The following is a 19,474-nucleotide window of genomic DNA, read 5'->3' as shown; positions in this document are numbered from 1 at the left end:
TAATTCCTAGAATTGCTTAATTACACGTAAACCTGCACTCCAGTTACGTCCATCCGCTGGTTCAAAGTAGCGTCCATTACCATCATTTACGATCACTGAACCTGCATAGTTTTTATCAAATAGGTTATCGACACGGGCAAAGCTATTCACTTTCCAATCGCCCATTACCCATGCATAACCAACATTAGCTGAGGTTACACTGTAGCTCGGTGCTGCGTCACTGTTGGTATCATTCACGTATACTTTATCCATATACTGTACATCTACACCACCATATAGACCGTGCGATGGCTGCCAAGCCAAAGAGGCATAAGCTTGGTTTTTGGCAATTCCAGGAATGGCATTGCCTGATGGAATTTGAGCAATATTCCCTAAAGCTGGAATATCAGCATCAAAAGTTGCATCTAAATATGTATAGCTTGCAGTCGCTGTTAAATCTCTCCATAACTTTTTATTCCATGCAAATTCTACCCCCTCACGCAAGGTTTTATCTGCATTGCGGAAAGTTGATCGGCCATTTGAGCTACCAGCAGAAACGATGTCATCTTTGGTTTTAGTCTGGAATACCGCCAAAGTAAAATCACCTAAATAGTTTTGTGATTTTAAGCCCGTTTCATAGGTATCGCTTGTTGATGCCGTTAAATCAAAATTAAAACCACTTTTGCCGTCTGGTCGATATGCCATTTCAGTAAAAGTGGGTGTTTCAAAGCCTTTGGCATAACTTACATAGGCCATAAGCACAGGTATAATTTGCCAGCTTAAAGCAGCAGAAGGTAAAACTTTATTATAATCAGTCTTACCACTATCATCGCCATTGCTTAAATAGTTATCTTCCGACTTATAGTGGACATTGCTATAGCGTACACCTGTATCTAAACGCCATGTTGGTAAGAACTGCCATGAAGCTTGCAAATAGGGGTCAATATTCCACAAAGTATTGTCTTCATCACGGCGTAGATTACCTTTGACGCCATAAGAAGGCTGACCGTTTACTAAATTAAAGTTTTCGAAACCTTTACGGTCTTCATCCATTGCATCAAGTGCAACACCAACGCTTACAGTGGTATTCGGAAGTAACTCTTTACCTGTCCAACGGAAATCGGCACCATAATAATTACGCTCAAAATCAATCACTCCACCCGCATGGTTTACATTCGCATCTTGTGTTGACTTAGGGATAGATTGATATTGAGTGACTTGACGATTGCCTAAATATGCCATGGCATAGAGTTCATTTTTATCATTAATCGGTTTAGACCAAGTCACCCCCGTTTGAGTCTGCTCAATATCTTTACGGACATTAAATTGCTTTAAAAATGGGACTTGTTGCTTCGGATTGGCATTCCACTGCTCACGGGTCAAGCCCTGCGGATCGTCTGCATGGATTTTGACATAATTGGTTACCCAGTTGATTTTACTACCATCATCAAGATTCCAACTGAGCTTTGCATTGTTTAATACTTTTTCTGCACCGCTATGTTCTCGGTAACCATCCGTATCGAAATATGATGAACTAATAACATAGTTTGGTTCATTCGCACTCTTTGCCCCACCTTGTAGCACGAGTCCTGCTCTGCTTTTATCGTGGCTGCCTCCCGAATAGCTCAGCTCAATTGAGTCCTTCCCTTGCCCTTCTTTAGTAGTCGTTAAAATTGTCCCGCCCGATGAGTTTCCATAAAGTGAAGAAAAAGGTCCCGTTAGAACTTCCACATGATCCAAACTACTTAAATCGATATTAGACGTTTGGCCTTGTCCATCTGGCATTGTCGCAGGAATACCATCCACATATAGACGAATACCACGGACACCAAAAGTGGAACGTGCACCAAAACCACGCATAGACAATTGTAAATCTTGAGCATAATTTTCACGATTGCGAAGCTGTAAACTCGGTACACCCTTCACAACTTCAGTTAAATTTACTTGTGAAGAAGTATCGACTTGAGGTGCATCTATTCGAAAAACCGAAGCTGGTGTTTGCAAATAGGTTGTATCGGTACGTGTCGCTTCCACATGTAAAGTTGGCAATTTGGCCACGTCTGAATTTAAGTCTTCTGCCCACACAATCGGGCTAGAAATACAGCCCATACTCATCAAAATACAGTAATGAAGTCGGTCTAAGCGTAATAAGGACATGCTTATTTCCTTTATTTATATTGTAGTTATGATAACAAAAGCAGTGTCTTGTCTGGCTATTGAATTCGGTCTGTATTGTTGTAAATCTGGAACAATCCTCATCAATATCCAAAAATTTACTTCCAGATTAAAATTATCGACTCAAAGATGGATGATCTTTCCAGCAATATCGTTCAGGCCAATCTTTTGCCTCTTCGGCATAATCAATTCCAATACGTGGCGTCAATTCTACTTCTGGCTGCGTTGATGCCGCTTCAACCCACAAACCAGATTCTTCACCCAAAGTCTGGCCTTTTAAAGATCGATCAATGCCTAAATAACGTGTCAATTTGCCCGGTCCAGCCAAAAGCTTATAATCTTTTTTGGTTGAAGCACCACTTAAAAATGCAGAACGAATCATTACCCCTTCAGGAACGCCTTCTGTCTGAGTAATAAGATTAAGCATTTCATACATGCCATAAATTAAGTAGACGTAAATCGTACCACCAGGGCGATACATTACATCTGTTCGTACTGTCCGTTTGTCATTATAGCTGTGGCAAGCTTTATCGCGAACACCCAAATAAGCTTCTGTTTCACTAATTGTGCAACGGATGACTTGACCATCAGGTTGCCGCTTACACAATACGCAACCGATTAAATCATAAGCCACTTCTGAGGTTTCACGTTGAAACCAGCTTAATGGTAAAATATCTGACATAGTAATCTCTGAAATATTACATACCACACGTTATACTTGATTAATCCAGTATATCTGTTAATTCTGCGAGTTGGCATGCCTGAGTTACCCGAAGTCGAAACAACCAAAACCAGTTTATTTCCGCTATTGAATCAAAAAGTTCAAAGTGTAGAGGTACGTAACCCAAGTTTACGTTGGCCTATACCAGATGATGTTCAAAAACTTATTGGACAACGTCTGATTGGCTTAAATCGACGTTCAAAATATATTTTGGCAGAATTTGAACAAGATCAAATGCTTTGGCATTTAGGAATGTCAGGTAGCTTTCGCCTGTGTCAACCGAACGATGAACTGAGAAAACATGATCATCTGATTATTCAATTTGAAGATCAACAGTTACGCTATCATGACCCACGTCGTTTCGGCTGTATTCTTTGGCTTACCCCAGAAACTCAAGGCAAACTTATAGATACTTTAGGGCCTGAACCTTTAAGTAACGACTTTCATGCAGAATATCTAGCTTCCAAACTTAAAAACAAAGCTGTCGGCATAAAAATTGCACTTATGGATAACCATGTTGTAGTCGGTGTAGGCAATATCTATGCAACCGAAAGCTTGTTTAATGTGGGTATTCACCCAGCCCAGCCCGCTGGTGATTTAAGCATGCAACAAATTGAGAAACTGGTTGTCGAGATTAAACGTATTTTAAAGTCGGCAATTGAGTTAGGTGGCTCGACTTTACGAGACTACAGCAATGCCATGGGAGAAAATGGTTATTTTCAGCAAACATTGCTTGCGTATGGTCGTGCTGGAGAAATGTGTGTTAACTGTGAAACCACATTAGAAAACTTGAAACTTGGTCAGCGTGCCAGCGTATTTTGTCCACAGTGCCAACCGCTTAAAAAGCTGAGAAAGCCTTAATTTTTTGGAGAAAGACAACATGCAAACAGCAATTGTCCGACATATTTTAGTCAAAGATAAAGACTTAGCCGAACAGCTAAAAAAGAAGCTACAAAGTGGTGCTGATTTTGCCAAGCTTGCTAAACAATATTCCACCTGTAACTCGGCAAAGCGTGGCGGTGAACTTGGCGAAGTCAAAAAAGGGCAATTGGTGCCTGTTATTGATAAAGTTGTTTTTACAGCTGCTGAACGTGTGCTGCAAGGCCCAATCAAAAGCCAATTTGGTTATCATCTTTTAGAAGTTAAATTCAGAATGGGTAGCTTACGTTGATTCCATTATTTTAATTATTTTTTTCAGAAACTTGCGCCTGCGCATTCATTTGATATGTCCAGGCTTTAACATACTCACCTGATTCTAGTTTTACATCTGCGATTACACGTTGATATTGAAAACCTTCAAAATCATCTAGCATCTGCCAATTTTCAGCCAATTTTTCAGAGCTAAATAAGTAGCCCTCTACCCAACCTGCTTGCGAATCTAACTCAAGCGCTTTTAAACCTTTGTCTGGCCCCCAATCTAAAATATGGATCACTCCTCGTACACTAGCTTTCGTCCAGTTACCACCAATCTGCTCTAAAATATGAGCGTTTGCTTGATTTGGACATAAAGTGCCATACACAAAAAGCTGATTCATTCATTTATATCCTTTTTAAATATACGTAATTAAGCATATCTGTACTTTGATAATTTTAACAATATCTATAGTTCAGCATAAAATACTCATTAATAAAAAACGGTACTCTTGGTACCGTTTTTTATTTCAAATTTTATTAAGCTTGTTTTTTCAACTCATCACGAATTTCACGCAATAACTGAACATCTTCAGGAGTTGCAGCTGGAGCTTCTGGCTCATTCTTATCACGGCGAAGTCTGTTTAATAATTTCACCATCAAGAACACAACCCAAGCTAAAATCAGGAAGTTAATTAAAATGGTGAGGAAGTTACCATAGGTTAATACGTTGATACCTGCTTTTTGTAAGGCATCTAAAGATTGTAAGTTATTAGGATTTGCACCTAACACAATAAACTTTTGAGAGAAATCAACACCACCACCAGTAATTACAGTGATAAGCGGCATGATGATATCTTTAACTAAAGAGTCCACGATTTTGCCAAAAGCACCACCAATAATCACACCAATGGCTAAATCCATCATATTGCCTTTAATGGCAAATTCTTTAAATTCTTGAATAATACTCATCTAAACATCTCCAGATGTAGGGGGGAGGAACACATCATATTTTTCTTTTTTCACTGGCCTCTTATCCGTCTAGATAGTACTCGCCATGATATTGATAATTTAATATTTTTTTCAAAAAAAGAAAGCTATTTCACACTTTAACAACATATTTGCTTACAAGAAAAATATGACTTTAAGTTTACTTTCAGCTTTACCAGTAATCAATAAAAAAACCGCTAAACGAATTTAGCGGTTTTTTCTTTTTCAGTTAAGAAAAATTATTTATCACGGTTACGTTTACGTTCATTTTCAGTCAAGTAACGCTTACGGATACGAATTGATTTAGGTGTTACTTCAACTAATTCGTCATCTTCAATGAATTCAAGCGCTTGTTCAAGCGTATATTCAATTGCAGGTACTAAAGTTAAAGCATCATCTGTACCAGATGCACGAACGTTAGTTAATTGTTTCGCTTTAGTTGGGTTTACAACCATATCGTCTGAACGAGAGTTAATACCCACGATCATACCTTCGTAAACTTCTAACTGTGGTTTAGCGAACAAACGACCACGGTCTTGTAAGCTGAACAATGCATAGCCCAAGCAAGTACCTTGAACCATAGAAATCAATACACCGTTTTGACGTTTCGCAACAGTACCTTGTTTAACAGGACCATAATGCGAGAAGCTTGAAGTCATGATCCCTGTACCAGAAGTCATGGTCAAGAATTCAGAACGGAAACCGATCAAACCACGTGAAGGTACAGTTGCTTCAATACGGATACGGCCTTTACCGTCAACTTCCATATTGGTCATCTCGCCCTTACGGTGACCCATTTGTTCCATTACAGCGCCTTGATGCTGTTCTTCAACGTCAAAAGTTACGTTTTCGTAAGGCTCTTGTCTTTCACCATCAATTTCTTTGATGATTACTTGTGGACGTGATACGCCCATTTCAAAACCTTCGCGACGCATGTTTTCAATTAAAACTGAAAGGTGAAGTTCACCACGGCCAGATACTTTGAAACGGTCTGGACTGTCAGTGTCTTCAACACGTAACGCTACGTTATGAATTAATTCGCGGTCAAGACGTTCACGGATATTACGTGAAGTTACGAATTTACCTTCTTTACCAGCAAACGGAGAGTTGTTTACTTGGAAAGTCATAGATACTGTAGGTTCATCTACAGATAAAGCTGGTAATGCTTCAACATTTTTCGGATCACAAATCGTGTCAGAAATGTTAAGTGCGTCGATACCAGTAATACATACGATATCACCAGCAGATGCTGATTCAACATCGATACGCTCTAAACCATGGTAACCCATGATTTTTAAGATACGACCGTTACGTGTATTGCCTTCTTTGTCAATTACAGTAACAGGAGTATTTAATTTTACTGAACCACGTTGAATACGACCAACACCGATAACACCTACGAAGCTGTTATAGTCAAGTGATGAAATCTGCATTTGGAATGGACCATCAACATCAACTGCTGGTGGTTCAACGATGTCTACAATCGTTTCAAACAACGGAGTCATGTCTTCTGCAAGTTCTTCAGGAGCAGGACCCGCTACACCACGTAAACCTGATGCATAAACGATTGGGAAATCTAATTGCTCGTCAGTTGCACCAAGGTTATCAAATAAATCAAATACTTGATCAATAACCCAATCTGGACGTGCACTTGGTTTGTCTACTTTGTTAATAATAACAATTGGTTTTAAACCACGAGCAAAGGCTTTTTGTGTCACAAAACGAGTTTGTGGCATTGGGCCTTCTTGAGAGTCAACTAAAAGTAATACGCAGTCAACCATCGACATTACACGTTCTACTTCACCACCGAAGTCGGCGTGTCCCGGGGTATCTACGATGTTGATACGGTAAGTTGTATCAGTACGTTTATCTAACCAAGTAATAGAAGTGTTCTTTGCAAGAATGGTAATACCACGTTCACTTTCAAGCGCATTTGAGTCCATGACACGCTCAATCTCGCCTGCTCGTTCACCGAGAGCACCAGATTGCTGAAGTAGTTTATCGACAAGTGTGGTTTTCCCGTGGTCGACGTGCGCAATAATTGCGATATTACGGAGATTTTTGATATCTGACATGAAAATTCGAAACGCCTGAAATTTGAGGGCAAATTATACAGAAAAACACTACTCTTGAGTAGTGACAGTTTATTGACATTGACAAAAAAATTTTCTAATAGCCTGTATTTCGTTTTGTAAAGATAGGTATCTCGATTAGAATAGCGCCAATTTGCGAAATTGCGGCGTACCTACACCCATGTCCAATCAACACTCTCAAGACCATCTTGACCTCGTTTATGGCTTAGATGATCGTCCAAAACCTTTGGTCGCTTTTTTAGCAGCGTTCCAGCATTTACTTGCGATTATTGTACCAATTGTTACACCTGGGCTTTTAATTTGTTTAGCTTTAGGTGTGTCACGTACCGAAACCAACATGATTTTATCGATGTCTTTGGTGATTTCCGGTATTGCTACATTTTTACAATGTAAAAAAGTCGGCCCGTTCGGTGCAGGTCTTTTGATTGTTCAAGGTACAAGTTTTAACTTTATTGGTCCAATTATTAGTATTGGTAGTGCAATGGTTGCCGCAGGAACGCCAGTAAACCAAGTTATGGCTGCAATTTTCGGTGTAGTAATTGCTGGCTCATTCATTGAAATGGGTGTTTCCCAGATTCTTCCATGGGTAAAAAGACTAATTACTCCTTTAGTAACCGGTATTGTTGTTTTATTAATTGGCTTAACGCTTATTAAGGAAGGCTTGATTAGCATGGGTGGTGGTTATCAAGCCATGCAAGACCATACTTTTGCAAGTGCAGACAACCTTATTATGTCATGTACAGTCCTTGCCATTATTATCATTCTAAATCGTATTCGAGTGGTATGGATTAAAAGTTCGGCAATCTTAATTGCTTTAGTCATTGGTTACATTCTTGCAGGATTTATGGGATACCTGGATTTCTCAGGTATTAAAGATGCCCCTCTTGTACAAATTCCAACACCAATGCACTTTGGGTTAAGCTTTTCTTGGGGCTTATTCATCCCAATGGCTTTTATCTACTTAGTCACTTCTTTAGAAGCGATTGGTGACGTTACTGCAACCAGTAAACTTTCAAACCAACCTGTTAATGGTCCTGAATGGATGAAACGTATTAAAGGTGGTGTTTTAGTAAATGGTGCAAACTCTTTACTCGCAGGTTTATTTAACACCTTCCCTAGTTCTGTTTTTGCTCAAAATAATGGAGTAATCCAACTCACTGGCGTAGCAAGTCGTTATGTAGGTATCTGGATTGCTGCTTTACTTATTTTATTAGGTTTATTTCCCGCAGTAGCTGGTGTAATACAAGCAGTTCCTCAAGCTGTTTTAGGAGGCGCTGTGATGGTCATGTTCGGTGCCGTGGCTGCATCAGGTATTAACATCCTCTCATCTATTCACTTAGACCGCCGAGCACTTTTAATTATCGCAATTTCACTTGCACTAGGTTTAGGTGTTGCTCAAGTTCCTCAAATTTTGGAACACCTACCAGAATTATTTAAAAATATTTTTAGCTCTGGCGTAGCGACAGGCGGTATCGCAGCATTAATTTTAAATGTTGTCCTCCCTGAAACACACAAATAACTATTTTTTAATTTTGATTACTGCCCAGTTTCCACTGGGCATTCTTCTTCATGAGAGATGTACATGGATCCTAGAAGTGAAGTGGTATTGAGACAACAAGACTACTTAAAAGGTAAAATCTTGTTAATTAATGCACCGAATGATGCCCTAGTCAGTCAATTACCAGCCGAGACTGATGCGTCAGTCTGGACGTGGAATCATGCTGACTATCAAGGCTTTATAAATAATGGAACAAATGCGCATTTCTCAGTTGAGTTCCCATTACAAGAATTCGATCAAGCCGTTATTTTTGTTCCCAAATCTAAAGAACTATTAAATTACATATTGCATGTAGTCATGAGCAATCTGAAAACTGATCAGTCTGTTTTTTTAGTGGGTGAAAAAAAGGGTGGTGTTGAACGTGCTGCCAAACAATTACAAAGCTTTGGTAAAGTACTTAAACTCGATAGTGCACGCCATTGTCAGCTATGGCACTTAAAGATTGAAAAAACAGAACAACTTAAACCTCTAGAAAGCTGGCTCAAAAGTTACACTGTTCAGGTGAATGAACAAGAGCTTACGATTTGTGCCCTTCCGGGTGTTTTTAGCCAAAATCATCTCGATATCGGAACTGCTGTTTTACTCCCTTATCTTAATCAGGTGAAATCAGGTAGAATTGCCGACTTCGGGTGTGGTGCTGGAATTATCAGTTGCTATTTGGCAAAAATAAATTCAAGTAATATTATTCATGCCCTAGATATTGATGCTTTCGCTTTACGGTCAACGGAAATGACTTTTAGTCGAAATGGAATAGGTTCAGACCAGTTGAGATTGCAGCCTGTTACAGGTATTGCAGACGCTCCAACAGAACTCGATGCCATTGTCAGTAATCCCCCTTTCCATCAAGGTATTCATACCAACTATGATGCAAGTGAAGGACTCTGCCAAAACGCTAAAAAACATTTAAAGGCATCAGGTGAGCTATGGATTGTAGCAAACCGTTTTTTAAACTATCCGATCTTAATTGAGAAGCACTTTGGTCAGTGCCAGATTAAAACTGATCTTCAAGGCTTTAAGGTGTTATATGCCTGTGCATAACAAACTATGTAAGGAATCTCCATGAGCGAAACACATGCTCCTGAAAAACTCCAGCGTAAGCTTGGGGCTCGTCATCTGAATATGATCGCCATTGGTGGTTCCATTGGTACAGGCCTCTTCCTTGCTTCTGGATCAACCATTGCAAATGCTGGCCCAGGTGGAGCGCTACTCGCCTATTCACTTATTGGCATTATGATTTACTTCTTAATGACCAGCTTAGGTGAGCTTGCAACTCATACGCCAACATCCGGTGCCTTTTTTACTTACGGCAGTCGTTATGTCGAAGAAGGTTTTGGTTTCGCTCTAGGTTGGAACTATTGGTATAACTGGGCCATCACAGTTGCATTCGAACTTGTTGCGGTCCAGTTCATTATGAAGTTCTGGTTCCCTGATATTCCAGGATTTTACTGGAGTGCCCTATTTCTTATCGTTATCTTCATGATTAATGCGATGACGGTTAAGGGCTTCGGGGAAAGCGAATTCTGGTTCTCAATGGTTAAAGTGATTGCGATTGTTGCCTTTATTATTATTGGTTTAGCCATGATCATCAAGATTATGCTAACCCCTGGCGTGGCAACTTTCGGGAACTGGACCTACAAAGAAGCACCTTTTGTTGGCGGTTTACAAGCCATGATTGGTGTAGCAATGATTGCCGGGTTCTCTTTCCAAGGAACCGAAATGGTTGGGGTTGCTGCGGGCGAATCAAAAGATCCAAAGAAGACGATTCCACTTGCAATCAAACAGATTTTCTGGCGAATCTTATTATTCTACATCCTATGTATTTTCATTATCGGCACTCTAATCGCCTATGATGACCCCAACCTATTACAAGCAGCTGCCACTGAAGATATTGCACTATCTCCATTTACATTACTCTATGAGAGAGTAGGCTTTGCTTTTGCTGCGGGTTTAATGAATGCCGTCATTCTTACTGCTATTCTGTCAGCAGGTAATTCAGGCATGTATTCTTCAACTCGCATGTTATTTAAAATGGCTCAAGAAGGTCGCGCACCAAAGTGGTTTGCAAAACTTGATGGTCGTGGCGTCCCGATGAACGCGCTATATGCCACCACATTTATTGCCGCATTTTGTTTCTTGACGACATTTATTGGAGAGAAGCAAGTATTTAACTGGCTACTCAATATGTCTGGTATGTGCGGTTTTATTGTTTGGTTAGGAATTGCGATTTCACACTATCGTTTCCGTAAAGGATATATTGCTCAAGGCTATAAATTAGAAGATTTAGCATATCGTGCCAAATTTTTCCCATTTGCCCCTTGGTTTGCCTTTATTCTCTGTTCAATCATTATCTTAGGGCAGAACTATCAAGCCATTTTAGGTGGAAAAATTGATTGGTTGGGCTTACTTTCAACCTATATTAGCTTGCCTTTGTTCTTGATCATCTGGTTAGGCTATAAGTGGAAAAATAAAACCAAATTGATCTCTTACGATCAAATGAATGTGAAGCCTGAGCAAGACTAAGAATCGGTAATTAAAAGTTAATCAAAGATCAAAAGCTTGATCTTTGATTAAAAAAGCGTAAAATGCCGTTCAGATTTTCAACGGCACTTTTAAATAAGGAGGACATCATGCCAACACTACAAGGTAAAACAGATTAAATAATTTGGCACGATGTCAGCTCACGGACAAGTGTACAAATTCACACCACTTGTCCGAATGCTTAAATTTAAAACCTAGCATTCGCTAGGTTTTTTTATGCCTGCTCGGACAAAAATAAGAGAAAAAATTATGGGCATACAAAAAATATTAAACAAGGAGGCACTCTACGGTGTCCCTGTTAAAATTTTCACTCAAGATATAGATAGTGAAAGTATCGAACAACTCAAAAAAATGGCTCAACTGCAATTTATATATTCACATATTGCTGTTATGCCTGATGTTCACCTAGGAAAAGGCGCAACTGTAGGTAGTGTTATTCCAACTAAACACGCCATTATTCCTGCCGCTGTAGGAGTAGATATTGGTTGTGGTATGAATGCAATTCGCTTGAGTTTAAAGGCTTCACAATTACCTGATAATTTAAGTCGTTTACGCGATGCAATCGAACGCAAAGTCCCGGTTGGCTTTGCTTTACATAAACAGGTTAAGGCAAAGGCTTCCAGCATTATTCCACTTGAAAAACGCTTAGAGCCAATTATCAAAAAGCATCCTGGCCTTGTTCGTATGCTTCGACAATTTGATGCAACATGGCAAAAGCAGCTTGGGACTTTAGGTGGTGGTAACCACTTTATAGAGTTATGTATTGATGAAAATCAAAACGTATGGGTGATGCTACATTCTGGCAGCAGAGGACTTGGCAATGTTATTGGTACTTATTTTATTGAGTTAGCCAAAAAAGAAGCTCAACATCGCTTTGGCCATGTTCCAGATAAAGACTTAAGTTATTTTGCCGAAGGCTCAAACAGTTTTGATGATTATGTAGAAGCTGTAGAGTGGGCGCAAGAGTATGCTTTTGAAAATCGCAAAGAGATGATGCGTTTAATATTAGAAGCTATCCGCCCCCTTTTACCTTCTTTTCAAATGACAAAAGAAGCGATTAATTGTCATCATAATTATGTGAGCCGTGAGACACATTTTGGTGAAAATCTATTGATTACCCGAAAAGGTGCAATTCGAGCAGGCTTAGATGAATTAGGAATTATTCCTGGCTCAATGGGAGCACGATCTTATATCGTTAAAGGCAAGGCAAATCCTGAATCATTTTGTTCTTGCTCTCATGGAGCAGGTCGCAAGATGAGTCGAAGCAAGGCAAAAACTCTTTTTAACCAGCAAGATCTTATTGAACAAACCCAAGGTATTGAATGCCGTAAAGACAGTGGTGTTGTCGATGAAATCCCAAGTGCTTATAAAGATATTGATGAAGTCATGGCAAATCAGGCTGACCTCATTGAAGTTATTCACACTCTTAAACAAGTTTTATGTATTAAAGGCTAAACATGAAAATTAAAGAAATGTCAAAAATCAAAGTCCGTAATCAAGTAGCTCTATCCCCTTTACTTCATAAAGGTGGGATGCATGAAACGGAAAAACCTCGTGCCCAACATCGTAAAGATAGACAAGATACTAAACAGCAATTGAAGAAAGGTATTTGGTAAATAATTTAAACCAAGATCGTAGTAATTATTAAGGAGACTTAGAAATGACTAAATATTTTAAAAATCGCAATAAAAAAAGCGACTCTAACGAGTCGCTTTTTTACTGTTCAAGAACTCAAATTATTGAGCTGCTGCAGGAGCTGCCGCTTCTTGACCAGGTTGAACAACTACAGTACGGCTACCAGTGATTGTCGCGAATACACGACGGTTCATAGCACGACCTTCTTTAGTTTTGTTGTCAGCAATCGGTTGATCCCAAGCGAAACCTTGAGTAGACAAACGAGATGCATCAACGTTGTATTCGTTTACAAGAGCTGATTTAACAGAGTTAGCACGAGCTAAAGATAAACGTTCGTTCAACTTACGTGGACCAGTGTTATCTGTGTGACCTTCGATACGTGCAGTAGCGTTAGGGTATTCAGTTAACTTCTCAGCAACTTTAGCGATTTCTGGCTTGTATTGGTCTTTGATGTTTGATTTGTTAGTATCAAAGAACACACGAAGTTCCATGTTAAGATCTTCAGTTAACTCTTGTGGTTGTGGAGCAACTGGAGTTGGTTCAACTGGAGCAACTTCTACTACAGGAGCAGCAGGCTTCAAGTGACCACCAAGAACTACGTTTAAACCAGCAAGAGCTGTGTAACGCCAGTATTTTTCGTCAAAATCATAAGTACCACGAGCTTCTGTACGAAGTGATAATGCATCATTCAAACGATAGAAAGCACCTACACCGGCATTACCGATAGTATCTTTCTTGTCTTCATAGATACCATCAAACTCAGTTTTAGTTTGACCTGCACCTAATAATACATACGGCTTGAATTTGCTGTCGTAGTTCTTAGTAATCAAATCAGAAGTTGCGTAGAAGTTACCAGCAATAGTTTTTTGCTTGTATTCAGAACCAGCTACGCCAGTACCTTCAAGATCACCTTTAACTTGGTTATATTCAGCTTCGAAACCTAACCAAGGAGTTAATTCAACACCTAGTGCAGCACCAACGAATAAATCATCTTGTAATTCAGCATGACTTGTTAATTTATCGTTGTTGTGGTCACTATCCTGCCAAGTATAACCTACTAATAAAGGAGTAACAGTTACGCCCGCATTAGCAGCAGCTAATGGAGCAGCGACAAGCATAGCAAGTGCAATACGACTCAATTTCATGGATATCCTCCAGAGATAACAATTGTTGTTCAAGCTCAGCCTAAATTTATTGGCCCCTGAGATATTTTTACCCCAGTATTATTTTTAAGCTATTCACATTTGAATCATACAAACACTTGATAGACTTTCCAAGTGCTTGATAATTTTAATCAAGTAAATTATTGACAAAATTACTTACAATTTCCGTTGTAATTCGGTAATTTTTCACTCAACTAGTAAATATGAACAACTTCTTTCTTTCGCTTACGGTGATTTTACCAGTATTCTAGCATCCTGATAACCTTTATTTAATTTTGTGTTTCCTCACTATAAAAATCATTATAAATCATTGATAGAAAGCATAAAATCAAAATATTTATCCATATATTAAGGAATTTTAATGTTTAAATCTCCCGGTTTTACGCTATTTGAACTCGCTATAACACTCGCAATTCTTATGATTATGGTCATTATAGCTCTACCTTTATACCATCAATTTATGGCTTCTGTAGAATTAAAAAATGTTTCTCGATTACTCACAATTCATATACAAAAAGCCAAATACGACGCAATTCTACGACATAAGAGCGTCGTACTTTGTCCAAGTGTTGATTTATCTATATGTAATAGTAATTGGGATGCAAGTCTTATTAGCTTTGTAGACACAAATCATAACCTACAGAGAGAAAGCAATGAAGAGATTTTGAGCAATATTGAACTTGCTCACCACTACGGTTCTTTAAAATTTCAAAAGTTTGGAAAAAAATTAAATAGTATTGTATTTCAAGGCGATACTGGCCTTCCGCGAGAATCTAACGGCACTTTTACTTATTGTTCTTATAACCAGCTTAAAAACTTTAAATTAGTTCTCAGTAAAATGGGGCACACTCGTTTAGAAGACCTAAAAAATTGTTAGAACTCTACAGTCTAATGCAGAAGATATCTCTCTTTAATTTTTGCAATATACTGCCTAAGTTTTAAATATTTCTTATTTCGAGATTAAGAACAATCGGAGATTACAACAATGACTGACATCGTAATTGTAAATGGTGCTCGTACTGCTATGGGTGGTTTTCAAGGATCATTATCAGGACTTACAGCGCCTGAGTTAGGGGCTGTAACGATTAAAGAAGCAATCGCACGAGCAGGTTTACAACCTACTGATGTCGAAGAAGTCATTATGGGGTGTGTTCTTCCTGCTGGTTTAAAACAAGGCCCTGCTCGTCAAGCCATGCGTAAAGCTGGCTTACCAGACTCTACAGGTGCTGTAACGATTAATAAGCTTTGTGGCTCTGGTATGAAGGCAGTCATGCAAGCTGCTGATATGATTAAAGCAGGTAGTGCTGAAGTAGTTGTTGCTGGCGGTATGGAGTCTATGACAAATGCACCTTATGTTTTACCAAAAGCACGAGCTGGCTACCGCATGGGCCATGGTGAAATTAAAGACCATATGTTCTTTGATGGGCTTGAAGATGCTGAAACTGGGCGTTTAATGGGTTCTTTTGCTCAAGATATGGCAAATACTCGTGGTTATACACGTGAACAAATGGATGACTTTGCGATTCGCTCTTTGAAGCGTGCTCAAACAGCAATTACTGAAGGCTATTTCAAAGATGAAATCGTTCCAGTTACCGTACCTAGTCGCAAAGGTGATGTCGTTGTTGATCAGGATGAACAACCTTTAAATGCAAAGATTGACAAGATTCCTTCACTCAAACCAGCTTTTGCAAAAGACGGTACAATTACCGCGGCAAATGCGAGTTCTATTTCGGATGGTGCGTCTGCATTAGTATTAACTTCAAGTGATGTTGCTACACAACGTGGTTTACAACCGCTTGCAAAAATTATCGCGACAGCTTCAAACTCACAGCATCCTTCAGAATTTACGATCGCTCCTGTGGGTGCTATCGAAAAAGTGCTTAAAAAAGCGGGGTGGAATGCTCAAGACGTTGACCTTTGGGAAATTAACGAAGCATTTGCGATGGTTACCATGTGCCCAATCGATGACTTCAAACTTGATGCTGAAAAAGTCAATATCAATGGTGGTGCTTGTGCCCTAGGTCATCCTGTAGGTTCTACGGGTTCTCGTATTATTCTTACCCTTATTCATGCGCTAAAACGTACTGGTGGTAAAAAAGGTATTGCTGCACTCTGTATTGGTGGTGGTGAGGCAACAGCAGTTGCAATTGAACTCATTTAATCCAAATTCATTATTTTAAAATCCCGCTTCGGCGGGATTTTTTTATGAAAAAACTACAAAAAATGACCCACAAAATCACTTTTAAGTTTTAACTTATTCCTTTAAACGAAAACAACAATGGACAATAACAATGCAACTCAATCACTATCTCAATTTCCAAGGTCAAGCAGAGCAAGCCTTTAACTTTTATAAATCAGTATTTGGTGGTGAATTCGGTATGTTAAGCCGTTATGGTGATATGCCCGCGCCTGAAGGAGTAACTTTATCGGAAGCCGACAAAAACCTGATTCTTCATGTTTCTCTACCGATTAATGAGTACACCGTGCTTATGGCCTCAGATACAAATGATCAGTTTTGTGCGCCTAACAGCGTTTTTACTCAAGGAAATAATCACTATATCTCGATCAACCTTGAAAAAGATGAGCAAGAAAAAGCAAAACAGCTTTTTGATGCCTTATCTGTTAATGGTCAAATTGAAATGCCTCTAGAAAAAACATTCTGGGGTGCACTGTACGGTGCTTTTACCGACCAATTCGGTATAAAGTGGATGGTTAACTGCCAGCTTGATACTTAATATTTTCAATATTTAGCCCTTATAGAGATGCCCATTATTTCTATAAGGGCTTTAAACATCGATATTGGAATATTGTGCAATAATCATTAAACCAACCGTAATAAAGCCGATTCCTATCCACCCTGCAATATCAATATTCTGACCAAGAAAAATCTTTGCTAAAAAAGCCGTCGCTAATACACCTATTCCAGACCAAAGCACATATAAGATTCCAGCTTGCATATACTTCAAAGCAATAGCAGCGCAGGCAAAAGAAATAATATATAAAACCAGAGCAATGCCCTGAGCTGTTTTATTAACTAATCCATTCCCCTTAGCAGAATAAAATGTTGAGAGTACATCTGTCGCAATAGCAAAGAGTAGCCACCAAGCACCGGGATTTATTTTTGAAATTAAACCTAACATTATTGTTCTTCAGTTGAGTCATATAAAAATTATTTATAAAAAAAGCTGAACCGGAGTTCAGCCTTTATATTTTAAAGCTATTTAAGCACCAGTTTGATAACTTGCTTGCGGTACGCCTGTTGAAGCTTGATATGGACGAGTAAAGTCTTGCAAACCAGCTGCTGCTTCTTGCACATCTTTACCTTCTTTAATCACAAAACTGTCAAAACCTGAACGTTTTAAGTAGTTTAAAACATCCTTAAATACATCACCTGTTGCACGAAGTTCACCTTGGAAACCTTGGCGACGCAATAGTGCAGCGAATGAATAACCGCGCCCATCACCAAAACCAGCAAACTCAATAAAGATTGCATCAAGTTCATTTAATGGAAATGTATGTTCTTCAGGTGAATCATTCACAGTTACATACAAAGCTTTTTTACCTTGAATGTTTGCCAATTGATCGAGTTGAGCTGTTGTTACAACAACATCACCTTGTGGAACAACACCATCTTCAGCAATGATTTGATAAGTATTATCTGCAATCGTGCCATCTTTATAAAGCACTGGTAGAGCTGTATTAAGCATATGCACGCTCCTTAAATGGTTGAATTCCTACACGGCGATATGTATCAACAAAACGCTCACCTTCAGTACGTAGATCAAGGTAAGTATTCAATACCTCTTCGATGACATCAGGCACAGCATCTGCTGCAAATGATGGCCCTAAGATGTCACCGATTGATGCATCATGGTCTGAATTGCCACCTAATGTAATTTGGTAGAATTCAGCACCTTTTTTATCTACACCTAAAATACCGATGTTACCTACATGGTGATGACCACAAGCATTCATACAACCAGAAATATTGAGATCTAAATGACCAAGATCATAAACTTTGTCTAAGTCATCGAAACGGCGTGTAATGGCTTCAGCAATTGGAATTGATTTCGCATTTGCCAGTGAACAGAAATCACCGCCCGGGCAACTAATGATATCGGTAATAAAACCAATATGTGCACGCGCCATATTTTGTTGTTCAAGCGCTTGCCATACATCAAACAAATCTTTTTGAGGTACGTCAGCCAAAGCAATGTTTTGTTCGTGAGTCGTGCGAAGTTCACCGAAAGTGTATTTATCAGCAAGATCTGCAATAAAATTCATTTCTTCAGTGGTCATATCACCCGGTGCGATACCTGCACGTTTTAGAGAAATCGTAACAATACGATAGCCCTTCACTTTATGCGCATGCGTGTTGATGTTGAACCACTGTTTGAATTTTGGATGCTCAGCAAATAAAGCTGTGAAGTCTTCATCCTCTAAAGCTTGATAATCAAACGGTGTGAATTCTTCATCCAGTTTTTTCAAGATTTCTGGCTGAATTTTCAATGCTTCGCGTGTATGTTCGAATTCAGCTTCAACTTTCTGTGCAAACACTTCAGGCGTTAATGCTTTAACTAGAATTTTGATACGCGCTTTATATTTGTTATCACGACGACCATGCAAGTTATAAACACGTAAAACCGCTTCTAAGTAAGCAATTAAATCTTCACGTGGTAAAAACTCACGAATGACACTACCAATGATTGGAGTACGGCCTAAACCACCACCAGCCATAATTTTATAGCCAATCTCGCCCGCTTCATTACGTACGATATAAACACCAATATCATGGAATGCAGTCGCCGCACGATCTTTTTCTTCAAGTGCAGAAACAGCAATTTTGAACTTGCGTGGTAAGAATGCAAATTCAGGGTGGAATGTACTCCACTGACGAATTAATTCACAGGTTGGACGTGGATCTGCAATTTCACCAGCAACCACACCAGCATATTGGTCAGTTGTCGTATTACGAATACAGTTACCACTGGTTTGAATAGCATGCATTTGTACAGTTGCAAGTTCCGCCAAAATGTCTGGCACATCTTCAAGTGCAGGCCAGTTCAACTGAATATTTTGACGTGTAGATACGTGTGCGTAACCACGGTCATAAGCGGTTGAAACTTCAGCGACTTTACGTAATTGTTTAGAATTCATTAAGCCATACGGCACAGCAATACGCAGCATAGGCGCATAACGTTGCACATATAAACCATTTTGCAAACGTAATGGACGATATTCGTCTTCAGAAAGTTTGCCAGCTAAATAGCGTTCTGTTTGATCACGGAACTGAGCAACTCGTTCATTAACCAGCTGCTGGTCGAAATCGGTATATAAATACATGGCGTATGGCTAGTAGATTCATTATTAAGGCGGATAGCATAGCGAGCTTTTATTCATCAATAAAATGCTTTTTTTGCATATTTAATAACGGTTTTATTGATAAGCTTTAATACAAATCGCCATAAAAAAGCCCGGATAAATCCGGGCC

The 19,474-nt window shown here is 39.1% G+C and carries 19 protein-coding genes; 10 read left to right on the top strand and 9 right to left on the bottom strand.

Annotated features, from left to right (window positions below; all coding sequences use genetic code 11):
- Positions 1 to 6: 6 nt before the first annotated feature.
- Both yncD and SOI81_RS03050 read right to left on the bottom strand, forming a co-directional pair.
- Positions 7 to 2,136 (bottom strand): TonB-dependent receptor, encoded by a 2,130-nt coding sequence (yncD, locus tag SOI81_RS03055; RefSeq protein WP_320541222.1) that lies wholly within the window; start codon positions 2,134 to 2,136, stop codon positions 7 to 9.
- Positions 2,137 to 2,269: 133 nt separating this feature from the next.
- The gene (locus SOI81_RS03050; protein WP_320541221.1) at positions 2,270 to 2,836 is read right to left on the bottom strand and encodes a DNA-3-methyladenine glycosylase; all 567 of its coding nucleotides are present in this window, start codon (positions 2,834 to 2,836) and stop codon (positions 2,270 to 2,272) included.
- Positions 2,837 to 2,911: 75 nt separating this feature from the next.
- On the opposite strand from SOI81_RS03050, the gene mutM reads away from it, so the two are divergent.
- Both mutM and ppiC read left to right on the top strand, forming a co-directional pair.
- Positions 2,912 to 3,736, top strand: a complete 825-nt coding sequence (mutM, locus tag SOI81_RS03045) for a bifunctional DNA-formamidopyrimidine glycosylase/DNA-(apurinic or apyrimidinic site) lyase (RefSeq protein WP_320541220.1) — start codon at positions 2,912 to 2,914, stop codon at positions 3,734 to 3,736.
- Between the two features lie 19 nt (positions 3,737 to 3,755).
- Complete coding sequence (ppiC, locus tag SOI81_RS03040; RefSeq protein ID WP_002051379.1) at positions 3,756 to 4,046, top strand: peptidylprolyl isomerase; 291 nt, start codon at positions 3,756 to 3,758, stop codon at positions 4,044 to 4,046.
- A gap of 10 nt (positions 4,047 to 4,056) precedes the next feature.
- On the opposite strand, the gene SOI81_RS03035 is transcribed toward ppiC, so the two are convergent.
- The 3 genes from SOI81_RS03035 to typA form a co-directional block, all read right to left on the bottom strand.
- Complete coding sequence (locus SOI81_RS03035) at positions 4,057 to 4,410, bottom strand: gamma-glutamylcyclotransferase family protein (RefSeq protein ID WP_320541219.1); 354 nt, start codon at positions 4,408 to 4,410, stop codon at positions 4,057 to 4,059.
- 136 nt (positions 4,411 to 4,546) lie between these two features.
- Complete coding sequence (mscL, locus tag SOI81_RS03030) at positions 4,547 to 4,978, bottom strand: large conductance mechanosensitive channel protein MscL (protein ID WP_032055316.1); 432 nt, start codon at positions 4,976 to 4,978, stop codon at positions 4,547 to 4,549.
- 257 nt (positions 4,979 to 5,235) lie between these two features.
- On the bottom strand, positions 5,236 to 7,071 hold the full coding sequence (gene typA / locus SOI81_RS03025; protein ID WP_002116501.1) for a translational GTPase TypA: 1,836 nt from the start codon (positions 7,069 to 7,071) through the stop codon (positions 5,236 to 5,238).
- Between the two features lie 178 nt (positions 7,072 to 7,249).
- On the opposite strand from typA, the gene yicE reads away from it, so the two are divergent.
- From yicE to SOI81_RS03000, 5 genes are all read left to right on the top strand, one after another.
- Positions 7,250 to 8,608, top strand: a complete 1,359-nt coding sequence (gene yicE / locus SOI81_RS03020; RefSeq protein WP_320541218.1) for a uracil-xanthine permease family protein — start codon at positions 7,250 to 7,252, stop codon at positions 8,606 to 8,608.
- Between the two features lie 63 nt (positions 8,609 to 8,671).
- Positions 8,672 to 9,685: a methyltransferase gene (gene rsmC / locus SOI81_RS03015; RefSeq protein WP_239967335.1), complete on the top strand. Its 1,014-nt coding sequence runs from the start codon at positions 8,672 to 8,674 to the stop codon at positions 9,683 to 9,685.
- 21 nt (positions 9,686 to 9,706) lie between these two features.
- Positions 9,707 to 11,167: an amino acid permease gene (lysP, locus tag SOI81_RS03010; protein ID WP_224992765.1), complete on the top strand. Its 1,461-nt coding sequence runs from the start codon at positions 9,707 to 9,709 to the stop codon at positions 11,165 to 11,167.
- A gap of 267 nt (positions 11,168 to 11,434) precedes the next feature.
- Positions 11,435 to 12,640 (top strand): RtcB family protein, encoded by a 1,206-nt coding sequence (locus SOI81_RS03005; RefSeq protein ID WP_320541565.1) that lies wholly within the window; start codon positions 11,435 to 11,437, stop codon positions 12,638 to 12,640.
- 2 nt (positions 12,641 to 12,642) lie between these two features.
- Positions 12,643 to 12,801 carry a hypothetical protein gene (locus SOI81_RS03000; protein ID WP_239967339.1) on the top strand — a complete coding sequence of 53 codons (159 nt, stop codon included), beginning with the start codon at positions 12,643 to 12,645 and terminating at the stop codon, positions 12,799 to 12,801.
- Between the two features lie 120 nt (positions 12,802 to 12,921).
- Here SOI81_RS03000 and omp38 read toward each other — a convergent pair whose 3' ends face one another.
- Entirely contained in the window at positions 12,922 to 13,965 is a 1,044-nt protein-coding gene (omp38, locus tag SOI81_RS02995; protein WP_014207589.1) for an outer membrane protein Omp38, read from the bottom strand.
- Positions 13,966 to 14,344: 379 nt separating this feature from the next.
- Here omp38 and SOI81_RS02990 point away from each other — a divergent pair, with 379 nt between their 5' ends.
- The 3 genes from SOI81_RS02990 to SOI81_RS02980 all read left to right on the top strand — a co-directional run bounded on the left by SOI81_RS02990 (position 14,345) and on the right by SOI81_RS02980 (position 16,718).
- Entirely contained in the window at positions 14,345 to 14,860 is a 516-nt protein-coding gene (locus SOI81_RS02990) for a GspH/FimT family pseudopilin (RefSeq protein WP_320541217.1), read from the top strand.
- 108 nt (positions 14,861 to 14,968) lie between these two features.
- Positions 14,969 to 16,144 (top strand): thiolase family protein, encoded by a 1,176-nt coding sequence (locus tag SOI81_RS02985; RefSeq protein WP_016143105.1) that lies wholly within the window; start codon positions 14,969 to 14,971, stop codon positions 16,142 to 16,144.
- 130 nt (positions 16,145 to 16,274) lie between these two features.
- Positions 16,275 to 16,718, top strand: coding sequence for a VOC family protein (locus SOI81_RS02980; protein WP_199984860.1), 444 nt, complete (start codon positions 16,275 to 16,277; stop codon positions 16,716 to 16,718).
- A gap of 51 nt (positions 16,719 to 16,769) precedes the next feature.
- Here the strand turns inward: SOI81_RS02980 and SOI81_RS02975 are convergent, their stop codons facing one another.
- The 3 genes from SOI81_RS02975 to cysI form a co-directional block, all read right to left on the bottom strand.
- The gene (locus SOI81_RS02975; protein WP_016143103.1) at positions 16,770 to 17,123 is read right to left on the bottom strand and encodes a DMT family transporter; all 354 of its coding nucleotides are present in this window, start codon (positions 17,121 to 17,123) and stop codon (positions 16,770 to 16,772) included.
- A gap of 81 nt (positions 17,124 to 17,204) precedes the next feature.
- Entirely contained in the window at positions 17,205 to 17,690 is a 486-nt protein-coding gene (locus tag SOI81_RS02970) for a DUF934 domain-containing protein (protein WP_320541216.1), read from the bottom strand.
- Entirely contained in the window at positions 17,683 to 19,326 is a 1,644-nt protein-coding gene (cysI, locus tag SOI81_RS02965) for a nitrite/sulfite reductase (RefSeq protein WP_320541215.1), read from the bottom strand. Before cysI ends, SOI81_RS02970 begins: the two co-directional genes overlap by 8 nt.
- Positions 19,327 to 19,474 lie beyond the last annotated feature (148 nt).

Origin of the sequence: Acinetobacter pittii (assembly GCF_034067285.1) — a bacterium.
Lineage (GTDB): Bacteria > Pseudomonadota > Gammaproteobacteria > Pseudomonadales > Moraxellaceae > Acinetobacter > Acinetobacter pittii_E.
Note: the sequence above shows the minus strand (reverse complement) of the source record. Positions and strands in the feature narration are given on the sequence as shown.

Coding starts and splice junctions, on each gene's coding strand:
- yncD (WP_320541222.1), bottom strand. CDS start 2,136: ATGTCCTTATTACGCTTAGACCGACTTCATTACTGTATTTTGATGAGT.
- SOI81_RS03050 (WP_320541221.1), bottom strand. CDS start 2,836: ATGTCAGATATTTTACCATTAAGCTGGTTTCAACGTGAAACCTCAGAA.
- mutM (WP_320541220.1), top strand. CDS start 2,912: ATGCCTGAGTTACCCGAAGTCGAAACAACCAAAACCAGTTTATTTCCG.
- ppiC (WP_002051379.1), top strand. CDS start 3,756: ATGCAAACAGCAATTGTCCGACATATTTTAGTCAAAGATAAAGACTTA.
- SOI81_RS03035 (WP_320541219.1), bottom strand. CDS start 4,410: ATGAATCAGCTTTTTGTGTATGGCACTTTATGTCCAAATCAAGCAAAC.
- mscL (WP_032055316.1), bottom strand. CDS start 4,978: ATGAGTATTATTCAAGAATTTAAAGAATTTGCCATTAAAGGCAATATG.
- typA (WP_002116501.1), bottom strand. CDS start 7,071: ATGTCAGATATCAAAAATCTCCGTAATATCGCAATTATTGCGCACGTC.
- yicE (WP_320541218.1), top strand. CDS start 7,250: ATGTCCAATCAACACTCTCAAGACCATCTTGACCTCGTTTATGGCTTA.
- rsmC (WP_239967335.1), top strand. CDS start 8,672: ATGGATCCTAGAAGTGAAGTGGTATTGAGACAACAAGACTACTTAAAA.
- lysP (WP_224992765.1), top strand. CDS start 9,707: ATGAGCGAAACACATGCTCCTGAAAAACTCCAGCGTAAGCTTGGGGCT.
- SOI81_RS03005 (WP_320541565.1), top strand. CDS start 11,435: ATGGGCATACAAAAAATATTAAACAAGGAGGCACTCTACGGTGTCCCT.
- SOI81_RS03000 (WP_239967339.1), top strand. CDS start 12,643: ATGAAAATTAAAGAAATGTCAAAAATCAAAGTCCGTAATCAAGTAGCT.
- omp38 (WP_014207589.1), bottom strand. CDS start 13,965: ATGAAATTGAGTCGTATTGCACTTGCTATGCTTGTCGCTGCTCCATTA.
- SOI81_RS02990 (WP_320541217.1), top strand. CDS start 14,345: ATGTTTAAATCTCCCGGTTTTACGCTATTTGAACTCGCTATAACACTC.
- SOI81_RS02985 (WP_016143105.1), top strand. CDS start 14,969: ATGACTGACATCGTAATTGTAAATGGTGCTCGTACTGCTATGGGTGGT.
- SOI81_RS02980 (WP_199984860.1), top strand. CDS start 16,275: ATGCAACTCAATCACTATCTCAATTTCCAAGGTCAAGCAGAGCAAGCC.
- SOI81_RS02975 (WP_016143103.1), bottom strand. CDS start 17,123: ATGTTAGGTTTAATTTCAAAAATAAATCCCGGTGCTTGGTGGCTACTC.
- SOI81_RS02970 (WP_320541216.1), bottom strand. CDS start 17,690: ATGCTTAATACAGCTCTACCAGTGCTTTATAAAGATGGCACGATTGCA.
- cysI (WP_320541215.1), bottom strand. CDS start 19,326: ATGTATTTATATACCGATTTCGACCAGCAGCTGGTTAATGAACGAGTT.